Source organism: Nocardia amikacinitolerans NBRC 108937 (genome assembly GCF_001612615.1).
In the GTDB taxonomy this organism is placed as follows: domain Bacteria; phylum Actinomycetota; class Actinomycetes; order Mycobacteriales; family Mycobacteriaceae; genus Nocardia; species Nocardia amikacinitolerans.
The window spans coordinates 111,760-123,979 of record NZ_BDAU01000012.1; the positions used below are offsets into that span (position 1 = coordinate 111,760).

At 66.7% G+C, this 12,220-nt stretch carries 9 protein-coding genes and 2 pseudogenes; 5 read left to right on the forward strand and 6 right to left on the reverse strand.

Translation table 11 applies throughout. From position 1 onward, the window contains the following. The first annotated feature begins 7 nt into the window (after window positions 1-7). The 3 genes from NAM01S_RS12475 to cobM all read left to right on the forward strand — a co-directional run bounded on the left by NAM01S_RS12475 (window position 8) and on the right by cobM (window position 2,654). Window positions 8-934 (forward strand): LysR family transcriptional regulator, encoded by a 927-nt coding sequence (locus NAM01S_RS12475; RefSeq protein ID WP_245910084.1) that lies wholly within the window; start codon window positions 8-10, stop codon window positions 932-934. A gap of 22 nt (window positions 935-956) precedes the next feature. After that, window positions 957-1,382: a PPOX class F420-dependent oxidoreductase gene (locus tag NAM01S_RS12480; protein WP_067784122.1), complete on the forward strand. Its 426-nt coding sequence runs from the start codon at window positions 957-959 to the stop codon at window positions 1,380-1,382. Window positions 1,383-1,877: 495 nt separating this feature from the next. Then, window positions 1,878-2,654, forward strand: coding sequence for a precorrin-4 C(11)-methyltransferase (gene cobM, locus NAM01S_RS12485; RefSeq protein ID WP_067784124.1), 777 nt, complete (start codon window positions 1,878-1,880; stop codon window positions 2,652-2,654). Window positions 2,655-2,808: 154 nt separating this feature from the next. Here cobM and NAM01S_RS12490 read toward each other — a convergent pair whose 3' ends face one another. From NAM01S_RS12490 to NAM01S_RS37560, 5 genes and pseudogenes are all read right to left on the reverse strand, one after another. Further along, window positions 2,809-3,195, reverse strand: coding sequence for a hypothetical protein (locus NAM01S_RS12490; RefSeq protein WP_067784126.1), 387 nt, complete (start codon window positions 3,193-3,195; stop codon window positions 2,809-2,811). Between the two features lie 157 nt (window positions 3,196-3,352). After that, window positions 3,353-3,934: a hypothetical protein gene (locus tag NAM01S_RS12495; RefSeq protein WP_157107721.1), complete on the reverse strand. Its 582-nt coding sequence runs from the start codon at window positions 3,932-3,934 to the stop codon at window positions 3,353-3,355. Further along, the gene (locus NAM01S_RS37550; RefSeq protein WP_505248119.1) at window positions 3,934-5,892 is read right to left on the reverse strand and encodes a DUF8616 domain-containing protein; all 1,959 of its coding nucleotides are present in this window, start codon (window positions 5,890-5,892) and stop codon (window positions 3,934-3,936) included. Before NAM01S_RS37550 ends, NAM01S_RS12495 begins: the two co-directional genes overlap by 1 nt. Further along, window positions 5,814-6,353 (reverse strand): SUKH-4 family immunity protein, encoded by a 540-nt coding sequence (locus NAM01S_RS37555; RefSeq protein WP_067784133.1) that lies wholly within the window; start codon window positions 6,351-6,353, stop codon window positions 5,814-5,816. Before NAM01S_RS37555 ends, NAM01S_RS37550 begins: the two co-directional genes overlap by 79 nt. Before the next feature lie 103 nt (window positions 6,354-6,456). Next, window positions 6,457-7,146: pseudogene (locus NAM01S_RS37560) on the reverse strand (toxin glutamine deamidase domain-containing protein); the annotation flags it as partial. A 1,798-nt stretch (window positions 7,147-8,944) separates the two neighbouring features. Between NAM01S_RS37560 and NAM01S_RS12520 the strand changes: the two are divergent. Together NAM01S_RS12520 and NAM01S_RS36545 are read left to right on the forward strand one after the other, a co-directional pair. After that, the gene (locus tag NAM01S_RS12520; RefSeq protein WP_157107723.1) at window positions 8,945-9,646 is read left to right on the forward strand and encodes a hypothetical protein; all 702 of its coding nucleotides are present in this window, start codon (window positions 8,945-8,947) and stop codon (window positions 9,644-9,646) included. 1,308 nt (window positions 9,647-10,954) lie between these two features. Further along, on the forward strand, window positions 10,955-11,323 hold the full coding sequence (locus NAM01S_RS36545) for a hypothetical protein (RefSeq protein WP_067784139.1): 369 nt from the start codon (window positions 10,955-10,957) through the stop codon (window positions 11,321-11,323). On the opposite strand, the pseudogene NAM01S_RS37510 reads toward NAM01S_RS36545, so the two are convergent. Beyond that, window positions 11,221-11,658: pseudogene (locus NAM01S_RS37510) on the reverse strand (WXG100-like domain-containing protein); the annotation flags it as partial. The gene NAM01S_RS36545 and the pseudogene NAM01S_RS37510 overlap by 103 nt on opposite strands. Between the last annotated feature and the right edge of the window lie 562 nt (window positions 11,659-12,220).

The following is a 12,220-nucleotide window of genomic DNA, read 5'->3' on the forward strand; positions in this document are numbered from 1 at the left end:
TGCAGACATGAGTCCGGCTTCCCCCGGATTCGGCCGCCGTCCCAGCGCCGATGACCTGCTGGTGTTGCTCGCGGTGGGCCGATCCGGTCGCTTCGTATCCGCCGCCGACGAGCTCGGCATCAACCACACCACCATCTCCCGCCGCATCGCCGCGCTCGAGGCAACCCTCGGCGGGCGCGTGCTCACCCGGGTGACTGGCGGCTGGGAACTCACCGACCTCGGCCGCGACGCGCTGGCCGCCGCCGAGGCCGTCGAATCGGCGGTCAAGTCGCTCGCCGCGGACCCGGCCGGTAACCGGACGCTCGAAGGAGTCGTGCGCATCTCGGCCACCGACGGATTCAGCGCCTACCTCGCGGCGCCCGCGGTGGCGCAGGTGCAGCGCAGGCACCCGAAGATCGCGGTCGAGATCGTGACCGCCACCCGCCGCGCTTCCCAACAGCGGTCGGGGTTGGACATCGAGGTCGTCGTCGGCGAGCCACAAGTGCACCGCGCCAAAGCCATTCGGCTCGCCGACTATCGGCTGGGGCTCTATGGCTCGCGACAATACTTGCGCGAGAACGGGATTCCCTCCGGCATCGAGGATCTCGCGCGGTATCCGCTGGTCTACTTCATCGATTCGATGCTCCAAGTCGACGATCTCGACTTGGCGTCGAGCTTCGCGCCCGCGATGCGCGAATCCATCTCGTCCACCAACGTTTTCGTGCACGTGGAGGCGACTCGGGCGGCGGCGGGATTGGGGTTACTGCCGTGCTTCATGGCGGATCGGCACGACGATCTGGTGCGGGTTCTGCGTGAGGAGGTTTCGGTGCAATTGGCGTACTGGTTGGTGACGCGGACGGAGACGTTGCGGCGGCCGGAGGTCGCGGCGGTGGTGGACGCGATTCGCGAGCGGGTGTGGGAGCAGAAGGGGATGTTGCTGGGGGAGGATGGGTAGCTGCGCCCGTTAGGGTGTGCGCATGACCTCACTGTCGGATCCCAAGGTGCGCGAATTCCTCAACCACGGCACGCGGACGGGCAAGGTCGCTTTCGTCGCGGCCGACGGGCGTCCGATCGTCACGCCGGTGTGGTTCCTCGTCGAAGGCGAGGAGGTCGTGTTCAACACCGGGAAGGACACCGCCAAGGGCAAGGCGTTCACGCGCGACGGCCGGGTCGCGCTGTGCGTCGATCTGGAGGAGCCGCCGTACGCGTCGGTCCAGATTCAGGGTGTTGTCACGATGTCCGAGGATCCTGACGAGCTGCTGCGCACTGCCACGGCGCTTGGTGGTCGGTATATGGGTGAGGAGCGCGCCGAGGAGTTCGGCAAGCGCAACGGAGTTCCCGGGGAGCTTGTCGTTCGGCTGCGGCCGACCAAGGTGATCGCCAACTTCGACGCCACCGCCTGATCGGGGGCGACGATTCGGCGCCTCGACCTTCGAGGGGAGTCGCGCGCGGTACCAAGGCCGCCCGCTATCCCGTGCGGCAGGCGCGTTGCTCGGTTCGGCCGCCTTTCCGCTCGGCTTGTTCGAGGGCCGTCGAGTCGCCCACTCGTCCGATCGTCGTGCTGCTCGCTAAAGGCGGGCATCATGGTCCTCTCGGACTTCCGCCATCCGGGATCCCAGACGCCGAACGTCGCGAGACGGCCGAACAGCTCGCCTCCACATAGGAACACCTTCAGTGCGCGGACTCCCAGCGGTCTCGATCCGCCGCGGCACCGAGACCGGCTCGGCGGGCCCGTCCTTTGGGGCGGCGGCGATGATCAACATCTGCTCGGGGCTTGCGGCGGGCTCGGCGAGGGCGGTTCTGCGGCCGAGTTCGGCGAAGACATCTCGAGCAGCACTCCGACCACGTGCGGGGCTTGGGGCGACTTCGTCCAACGCTGCCCATTTAGACTCACCCGCATGACCGTGCACTTCATCGGAGCCGGGCCGGGCGCGGCGGACCTGCTCACCGTGCGAGCGGTCACCCTCCTCCGCACCTCCCCGGTCTGCCTCTACGCGGGCACCTACCTGGACCCCGAGGTGCTGGCGCACTGCGCGCCCGACACCGAACTGATCGACACCCAGCATCTCGACATCGACCAGATCACCGCCCACCTGGTGCGCGCCCACGAGTCCGGCCGCGACGTCGCCCGCCTCTGCTCCGGCGACCCGTCCCTCTACTCCGCCCTCACCGAACAGACCCGCCGCCTCGACGCCCACGGCATTCCCTGGGACGTCACCCCTGGCGTCCCCGCCTACGCCGCCGCGGCCGCCTTGCTCGGTACCGAACTCACCGTCCCCGAACTCGTGCAGTCGGTCGTCCTCACCCGCACCCAAGCCCGCTCCACCGCCATGCCGGAATCCGAGGCACTGGCCAACTTCGCCCACACCGGCGCGACCCTCGTCCTGCACCTTGCCATCACCCGCATCCGGACTCTTGCTGCCGAACTGGTCGCCGACTACGGAGCCGACTGCCCCGTCGCGGTCGTGTACCGGGCCAGCCAGCCCGAACAACTGATCCTGCGCGGCACGCTCACCGACATCGCCGACCAGGTCGAAACCGCCGACCTACGGCAGGCGGCCGTCATCCTCGTCGGCCGTGCCCTGACGCCCATGTTGTCCTGCGCCGACTCGCACCTCTACGACCCGGCCCGCGATCGTCACTCGGTCCAAGCGGACGGACCAGGTCGCCACTGACCAGCGCTTGGCGAGTCGGCAACCACCGCCCGAAGTATGCGGTTGCCACACAACTTTCGTACGCCTCACATAGCCACCGCCTATGTGAGGCGTTCAAAGCCTCTGTGGTGACGCCGGCGACGCGGCGCAGAGGCACATCCTGGTTGCCGCAGGTTCAGAAGTAGGACAGCACCTCGGCATCGAACTCGTCGCTGTCCGGCACCTCGGTCGGCGGCCGATAACCCGAATCCCGCACGTGGAACAGGAACTCCTCCGGGAAGTTGAACCGGTAGGTCGCCAAGTAGTGGATCGAGTCCACCCGCCAGATCCACTTCCCGTCCGAGAACAAAGACGGCCCACCGGGGATCACCGTACTGCCGTCCACAAGATCGGTGACATCCTCCAGCACATCGAAAACCGGTGGGGCCGAACGCATGTACTCCAGGATCGCCTGCCGATCCGTGAGCGGCTGCGTCGCCTGAGCCTCCCGCAGCGACGGCAACCCCTCCTTCGGACTCCGATACATCTCCCGGTAGATCCCGACGGTGTTCAAACTGGGCATTCGATCCCCTTGCGTGCTGATTGCTGATTCAGAAGCTCGATCGCGCTTTGGACCCTATTGCTGGTAGGTTCAACCTCCCCCTCGACGCCGTTGGAATAGCTGGAACCCTGTTTTGAGAGATGCGGGTGGATGCTTTTCTGAATGGCAACAAAGGCCGCTAACTCTCAGAAGCTTCGGTTCCGGAAGTGCCCCAACGGAAGTAGGCCTCTCTCCGGGTATCCGGACGGCCTTTAGCCCGTCGGTCGGCCAGCTTGCGTTTGCGCTCGATTACGCCTTCGCCACGGAGGGCGAACCAAGAGGTCACGGAGTTCCACCGCTTCTCAATTCTTCCCGACTCGTCGAGTAGCCATAACGGCGGGTCTGGGTGCGCCAGATCAGCGCCGTCGACTACGACGTAACTGTAGGACCCCCCTTCGGCGACTACGAGTAGATGCTCGGGATCCTGCATCTCGTGCGATTCGGCCTCCTCGAGGCATTCCAGAGCTTCCCTCTTGACCGCAGAGTCCACGGCGTCGACACCGAATGTCGTGCCAGAGAACCATACTGGGGCCTTTTTGCCGAGCAACCTCATGATCTCACGGACCGCCTCCGGGACCATGGTCACGCCCTGGGCGGCTGCCATCGAATCGATCTCCGCATCGGCAGCGCCCTGGGTCATCTCCGACCGATAGCCCGCAGACGTAACCGCATCGAACGTTCGCCGGATTTCGTCGGCTGCCGAAGTGCTGTTGTCAACCACTAGAGGTCACCCCACATAGTCTCTCCGTCCGGGTTCTGTGCTCTGACCGTAACTCTTCCGTCGAATGCGTTTTCGAAATCTTCGAGGACGTCCTGGCATGACTCGCATACCTGCTCTTCCGGGTCCAGGGACTCTCTCCTTCCGCGCGGGTAGTCGATCACCATGTCGACGGAAACGTCGATATTTTCGAAACTGATGTCGAGTTGCTCTGCAGCACGGTGTATTACATCGGCTGCGTCGACAGGGTAGCCGTCATCGGTCTTCTCGGCCGATTCGATCGCCGTTCGGATCGCCTCTTCGACTTCGGCTGCTCCTCTACCTGAACCGGCCTGCAAGATTTCGCGTGTCAGGTACTCCAGGACTTTTGGCTCCGAATCGTAGGCCCTTTCCCAACCATCGACTTCTCGCGTCCGGAATATGCGATGGCCTTCTGATGGTAGATCCTGCAGATCGGCTCCAGCAGTGCCGGCCAACAAGCGGGGCTCTCCACTTGCAGCGGCAAATCGAGAGTGGAATTCATTGCCGCCCACCGTCCCCCGGGCTGCCCCATTGGAGACCGTTCTTTCTGGCCACTTGCTCCGGATCTTTCTGTTTGCACCCTCGGAGTACGGCGTATCACGTATCTCTTGATTCTCTCGGACCAGCTGATCGAAGCTCGAATCCGCCTGACTGGACCGCCCGCGATCCTCCTCTGCGGGTTCGTCGGCGCCCATGTAATCGATGGGTTCATCGGGGTGTGACGGGGTTGTGGGTGTGGCGGGGGTGTGGGTTGTGGGGGCAGGGGTGTGGCCTTCGGGGGTGGTGGGGTGGTGGGTGGTCCAGGTGCCGTTGTTGCGGATGTGGGCGGGGGAGTTGGGTTTGTTGGGGGTGCCTACGGCGTCGGAAGGGGTGTGGACGGGGGCGCCGAGTTCATTGGCTATGTGGCGGGCCAGGGCGGGGTTGTTGGCGGTGTTGCAGGCGATTAGGCGGATGGGGGTGCCGGGTTTGTAGTTGGGGTTGCTGCGGATGGCGTCGACGATTTGGTCGGGGGTGAGGTTGTTGAGGGGGGTGCCGTTTTGGTCGGCGTGGAAGATGACGTCGAAGTCGCCCTCGTTGCGGAGGTTGTTTTGGACTCGGTGGGTGGCGGGGTCGTCGCCGAGGGCGGTGCTGGTGGGGGTGTGGGTGATCGGTGGGGTGGAGTCCGGGGGCGTGGGGTTGTCCGGTGTGGTTGTGTTCGTGGGGGATTGAGGGGTGCTCGGGGTGTTGGTGATCGGTGTTGTCTGGTGGTCTGTGGGGTTGGTTTGCGCGGGGCCGGGGGTGGTTGGGGGAGTTTGTGATTGGGGTGGGGCGGGTGTGGGGTCGGTGGGGAAGCCCGCTGGGGTGGTGGCCCAGGGGTTGGAGTTGGGGTTGTATTCGTGCTGTTGGAACCGGCTTTGCCATTCTTCGAAGCTGCGTCGGTTCGGGTTCTGCGTTTTGTCTTGGGGCGCAGGGTTTTTGGTGTGGTAGCCCGGATCTGGCTGAGTGGGGCGGGGCTCCGGCCGGGTTGGGTGATCGGAGAATGGCTGCCGTGGTTCGGGGCGGGTCGGCTGGTTCGGGGTGGGGGTGCGTTCCTCCGGCCGGGTTGGCTGGTCGGGGGTGGGAGTGCGGTGCTCCGGCCGGACGGACGCGCGGTCGTCGGGGCGGCCGGGTGCAGGAATTCGGTTATCCGGGCGTTTCTGGTTGCCGGGTGTGGTGGGCCGGTTGTCGACGCTGTTAGACGGGTCGCCGGTAGCAGGCGTCGGTGCGGTCGACGGGGCGGATTGTGCTGTCCTGCTACTGGATTGGGCATCCCCGGAGAACGGGCTTTGCGCTGTGGGGGACGTCGCCGGTGTGGTCGTCGGGTCGTTGGCCGACGGGGAGTTCAGAACTCGAACGTCCCGGTCTCCGGCCAGGCTCCCGTCTGGCTGCGGGCTTGAGCCCAGCCCGCGGCCTCCCGGCAAGTCACGTGGATCGCCTCGGTGTTCGTGTAGTAGTGGTGATTGCGCTTGTTGATCGTCAGTTGATGGTCGATCGGCGGCTGGGGCGGCCGGGTCAGCGACTCCGCCTGTACTCGGTACTCGATCTCGGCCGCTGTCTCCCAGTTCCGTTCGAGATGGACCCGCCAGGTCGGCGGGTACACCTGAATGCCCGGTATCGGTTGTCCCGCCTGTATCGCCGCCTCGTACTCCTGGCCGATCAGCCTCGGGGGAAGGCTCCGATGTTCTGTCACCACTCCGGTCTGTTTGTTGACCACGTAATTCCCCAGGCCCAGTCCCTGGCCGCTCTCGATCTCCTCCTGGTTCAGGACCGGTCGGCATACCCAACCGTGTTCGGTCTCCAGAATCCGGAACTCCCGATTCGGACCGAGGATCACCGCCAGGTACTCCAGCACTTGGGTTTTGGTTCGGAACCGATCCGGCATTGTTTCCTACTCCTTGATCAGGGGGTATCGGAATGGACCAGAGGCCGCATGAATCGTCGACCATCCAGTCGGGCGGCGTGTTGGAGGTCGACCCGGACTGCGGATCCCACCACACCGGCCCGGATGCGCCGGGCGGGTAGACGATGACCGTTGCGTGGGACCCGTCGACGACCGGGTTGCCTTTGTCGTCGTACTTGGGTTTGTCATTGGCGTCTCGAGCGTGCCATTCGTTGACGACGAGTGCTGACGAACCGGGGCCGAGGGAAGCGATCAAATTGTGCAACTCGGCGAACTGAGCCGACATCGGCTTGTTGCCTGCGGATTGGTCGACCCACGGGTGGTTCAGCCACGCACCCGCGCGTTCGATTCCGCCGCGCTCGCCGCTTCGCGTGTCGAGACTGCCGTCGGGTAGTCGGTCAGCGTGTCGCGGCGCTGATACCTGCGGGTCGCCATAGAACGACGACAGCGCGGAGAGCGAACAGTCGAGGCAGTTGTTGCTGCGGCCAGGAACAAGCGGTCCGCCGTCGTTGACCAGTCGCCCGTACGGATGGGTGCGCGGGTCCGCGCCGACGGTGAACTCGTTGCCGTTGCGGAGTGAGTCTTCGACATCCCGCTGGTAGGCGGGGTTTTCGACGGGGGAGAGTCGACGCGGTCCTTCGATTCGTGTATCCGACGGATTGTCGAAGCGGGTGTCGGTGTTGGCGGCAGCGATGTCGTTGCTGAGTTGACGGAGGTCGTCGGGGGTGAAGCTGGTGTCGCCGTTGGTAGGGGCCGGCATCAGGCCGAGGTGCATGCGGAGGTTGTCGGCGAGAGTGGTGGGGGTGTCGCCTGGGGACCAGTTGTCGCGGCCCTCGCCGATGGGGGTGGCGTTGATGTCGAGGTGGGCGTTCGTGGGGTCGTCGGTGAAGACGACGTCGACTAGGACGCGGTCGCCGCTGAGAAGGCTGGGTGCGGAGTTGAAGGCGGCGTCGGTGGCGTGCTCGGTGTTGGCTTGGAGGCGGCGGAGGTCGTTGGGGGAGATGCCCGCGGTGGGGGAGACGTGGACGCGGATCGTCAGGATCGAGACGTACTCGCCCGACGGGAGCCGGTGCCGGCGGACTTCGTAGTCGGGTCTTCCGAGGCCCGCGTGGATGCCGCGTGCTTGGACGGAAGTTGTTCCGCCCACTGGGGTTTGGGTGCGATAGAACTCGCGGGCCGAGCGAGCCTGGTCGATCTGACGCTGTTGCGGGGACGTCGGGTTTTGCGGTCGGTTCGGGGGGCCCGGTGGCGTGTTGGGGTTCTGTGCGGTCCGAGCCGGGCCGGGGGTCTGCTGATTGGTGCGGGGGTCTGCGTTTTGGGGCGTGGTGTGGGGAGGCTGGTGCGGTGCGTTGCGTGGGTCGGCGTTTTGCGGGGTGGTGCGTTGTGGCTGTGGTCCCGGGCGGTGGGTTGCGTGGCGCGGGTCGACGTTCTGTGGGGTGGTGCGTTGTGGCTGTGGTCCCGGGCGGTGGGTTGCGTGGCGCGGGTCGACGTTCTGTGGAGTCGTGCGGTGTGGTGGTGCGGGGTGGTGTGGGCTGTTGCGCGGGTCGGCGTTATGTGGCGTGGTGCGGGGAGGCTGGGGTGCTGGCCGGTCCGGTGTGTTGTGCGGGTTGGCGTACCGGGGAGTCGTGTGGGGAGGCTGCGGACCCGCGCGGTGGGGTGTGTTGTGCGGGTTGAGGTTCTGCGGGGTCGCGCGGGTGTGCGGCTGACCGTGTTGCGGGGGAGATGATTCCGGTGCGCGGACGTTGGGGAGGGGCGTCTGTGGGCGGCCCGGATCAGCAGGCGTGCTTGTCGGTGTCGTCGCGTTGGGCTGCGGCTGGACCGGGTAGGCGCTGTTGCCGGGATGTGTTGGGGTGTTGGACGTCTGGTCGGTCGACGTGGTGTTGGTCGCGGTGTCCGTGCCGCTCGAGTTGTTCTGGAGTTGCTCGCGTTCGGCGCGGATTTCGGCTTCGGTGGGCTGGTAGCGGCCGATGTGCGGGTTGTATTGGCCCGCGTAAAACGGGTCGCGGGGGATGGGGCGGCCGTCGTTGTAGTGGGCGATGTATTTGTGAGTCGTCGGGTCGAAGCCGGGGCGGTTGGCGGGGCCAAGCGGGTTCGGTTTCTGTTGCGGGGGAGTCGAATTCGTGGGGGCTTCGGTGGACGGACGGGGCTGTGTCGGGTGGCCGGGGTCGGCCTGACGGTTGGGGATGTCCGGGCGCGCAGTGGTTGCGGGCTGGGTGTTGGTGGGCGTGTCCGGGCGCGGAGGCTGGGCGTCGGTGGGTGTGCTCGGTGCGGCCTGAGCAGTGCTGTTCGGGGTGGTTCCGGGCTGGCCGGTCGTCGGCGTGCCCGCCGGTGTGGACGCGGGCGCTTCGGTGCGCTGGCTCGGTGCGGACCGATCCGCGGCGTTCGGGGTGGTTCCGGTCGGATGGGCGGCGTTCGTGGGGGTTGCCGGAGTGTCGGGGGTTCGCGTGTCTGCCGGAGATGTGCTGGGGGACGCGGGGTTTGGTGAGGTGCCGGGGCGTTGGGTCGGCGGGCTTTGCGGGTTGGTGTTCAGGGTGGGCGCCGCCGGTTGGTTCGAGGTGGTTCCGGGTTGGGCGGTGGTCGGCGTGCTCGGCGTGCTCGGCGCGGTGGCGGCGGGTGTGCTGTCGCCCGGACGTGGGGTTTCGATGGGAGTGGACGCTGGGAACGCGGGTGCCGGTGGGGTGGCGGTCGCCGTTGCGGAGGCGGTGCTGGTGTCCGTAGATACGGGGCTGGGCGGATTCGGCGTGGTGGGGCTCGTTGGGGTGGGCTCGGTGGGGTTCGGCGTGGTGGGTGCGGAGGGGGCGGGGGTGCCGGTGGTCGTTGGCGCAGGGGTGGTCGGAGCACTCGAAGTGGGAGCGCCGGTGGTGCCCGGAGGAGTGGCAGTCGTGTTGTCCGGGTTCGATGCGGTCGGGGTGGACGGTGTCGTTGCGGGGTTCGACGGCGTCGTGGCTACTGAAGTCGACGGTGTAGACGGACCGCCGTTCGCTGGAGTCGACGGTGTAGACGGGGTGCGGTCGTCTGTCGTGCGGGACGGTTCTTGGGGAGGAGTCGTTCCTGGAACACCTGAGGTCGGGGTGGTGGGGTTGCTCGGTGCGGACGGCGTGGTCGGCTGGGTGGGGACCGAACCGGCCGGAGTGCTCGGGGTGGGGTTGTTCTCCCGGCCGGACTGGTCGGAGGTGTCCGGAGCGGGGTGTTGCGTGGATGGGTCGCTGCCGGTCGAGGGATCGGTTGTCGTGCCCGTGGGGCTTGGGGTGGTCGATGGCGAATCGGGGTGCTGAGGCTGGGTCGGGTTGGTGCTCGACGGCTGGTCCGGCTGAGTGTCCTGGCCGGGCTGGGTCGACTGGCCCGTTGGCGGCTGCGCGGGATTGCCCGACTGTCCCGACGGCTGCGCCTGCTGGCCGGAGGGTTGGTCTGCGGGTAGGGACGGCTGGCCGGCCGACGGGGTCTGCTGGCCGGTCGGCCGCTCCGACTGTTGGCCGGAAGGCGCGGTGGGCTGCTCCGACGGCTGCGTCTGCTGACTCGAAGGCCGACTCGGCTGGTCCGACGGCGGGGTCGGTTGCTCCGACGGCTGGCTCTGTTGCCCCGACGGCTGGCTCGACTGATCTGACGACTGCGGCTGGCCGGAGGGCTGCGTCTGTTGGCCTGCGGGTTGGTCCGACGACTGCGTCTGTTGGCCCGACGGCTGACTCGGCTGCTCGGGCTGTGACGGGTGGCCCGACGGCTGCGTCGGCTGGTTCGGCGACGGGTTCTGTTGACCGGTCGGTTCGGTCGGTTGCTCTGACGGCTGGTTCTGCTGGCCCGTCGATGGCTGGGTTGGCTGATCAGACGACTGTGACTGCTGCCCGGATGGCTGACTCGGTTGATCCGGCGGTGCCGGTTGGCCGGACGGCTGCGTGGACTGGTTCGGCGACGGGTTCTGTTGACCGGTCGGCTGGGTCGGTTGCTCTGACGGCTGGTTCTGCTGGCTCGAAGGCTGGGTCGGCTGCTCCGACGACTGCGACTGCTGCCCCGACGGCTGAGTCGACTGCTGCTGCGAGGGCTGCGACTGCTGATTCCCCGGGGGCTGGGTCTGCTGACCAGTGTCGTTCTGTGTCCCCGACGGCTGCGTCCGCCCCGGATCTTGCTGATTCTGCCCCGGACCGTCCTGTTGATTCCCTCCCGGACCGTCCTGCTCATTTCGGCCGGGACCATCCTGCTGATTCCGATCCTGGTTCTGCTGCCCCTGATCATCCTGCCGATCAGCATCATCCTGCTGATTCTCATCCCCGGACCCATCACCGTCCTGGCCCTGATCCCCGGAACCCTCCTCACCCCCACGATCCCCCGCCGACTCGATCCCCGACTGCACACCCCCCGCCAACGACGAAGTCAACGTCTCCGTCGTCAACACCTCCCCCAAATCGAACGGCTTATCGTTCAACGCCGCATCCGTCGCCGCCGCCGCGACCTCCCCCGCCAACCCCGTCAACGACTCCTTCCCCGCCTCCTTCAACCCCTCCGAAAGCGGACTCCCACCCCGCCCCGGACCACCCGACCCACCCAACAACCCCTCCGTCGCCCCCGCCACCCCCGCGGTCAACAACGTCTTGCCCGACTCGACCCACTCCTCCCTCGACAACGGATCCCGCCGATCCGCCGCCACCTGCGCCAACTTCAACCCCACATCCAAAAACGCCTCCTCCAACACCGCCTCCCACGCCCCACGCAACGCCGCCCGCCCCGCCGCCTTCGCCGCCGCCTTCGAGATGATCCGCTTCACCAACTGCTTGATCGCCACCCGAATCGCCACCTGCGTCGCCGCCCGCGCCGCCGCACCCGCCGCCGCCCCCGCCGGCGCACCCACCCCCGTCGCCATCGCCGCCAACGCCGCAGCCATCTCCACCGCGAAAATCACCAACGACGCGATGATCACCAACTTGGTGTGCTCGATATCAGCAGCACCATCCCCGATCTGATCAGCCAACGTCTCCACATGCTTGATCAGCCCATCGAACGCCCCCGCACCCCCACCCAACTTCTCCCAATGCGACGTCAACGCCGCCCCCGTCTCACCATCCAACGCCGAGACCGCGGCCTTCACCACATACGTCGCCTCGGAATCCAACCCCCGCAACGTCTCCGCCAAACCCGACCACGCCGACTCCACCCGACGCATCGCGGTCTCATCACCCTCAGGCCAATCCCCAGCCCCCACAACATATTTCGCAGCCCACTGCAACGGCTCCGGAATCTCGATGCCCACGCCCGACCCCTCCGCTACTCCGCCCCAACCGTGCTGGGCATAGAACATACCGACAACCCACTAGACGTTGCCGAGCTCGCATCGGTTCCACCCGCACTCACGAAAAGTGGACGCCGGACGTGTCCGTGCGGGTGGCGAAGTCGAAGCGGACTGGGCGGCATGGTATGTCCAGATCGCGCCGGGGAAGGCCCTCCGGCGGATCGGGTCTCGGCGCGGGAGCATCATGGACCGACCTCGACCGCTCCACGCGCCGTGAGCGACATCGCTGTGAGAACCGCTACACCGCATTCAGCAAACTCCACCCGAACGCCCTGCCAGCGGTGATGTTCCGACGCTATGGATCTTGGTTGGTCGGTGCGGGTAGGCGCGGGTAGATTGTTCCGGTGATCTGCGAGAAACGTCCCGGCTCGGCCGGTCGGTGGGTAGTGGGCGCGGTCGGCCCCATGTAACAAGATCGGCCCACTGGACAGATAGTGCCAGTGAACTTTTTTGCCTGATTGAGTATGAGAACTGAACCCGGGGAACGCAGGCGCCACGCTGTGAAAGGTGTGCGCCCTGTCCGGGTGTCGTCGGGGAGCGCTTGCGTGGTGTTCCGGAAGCGAGGTTACGG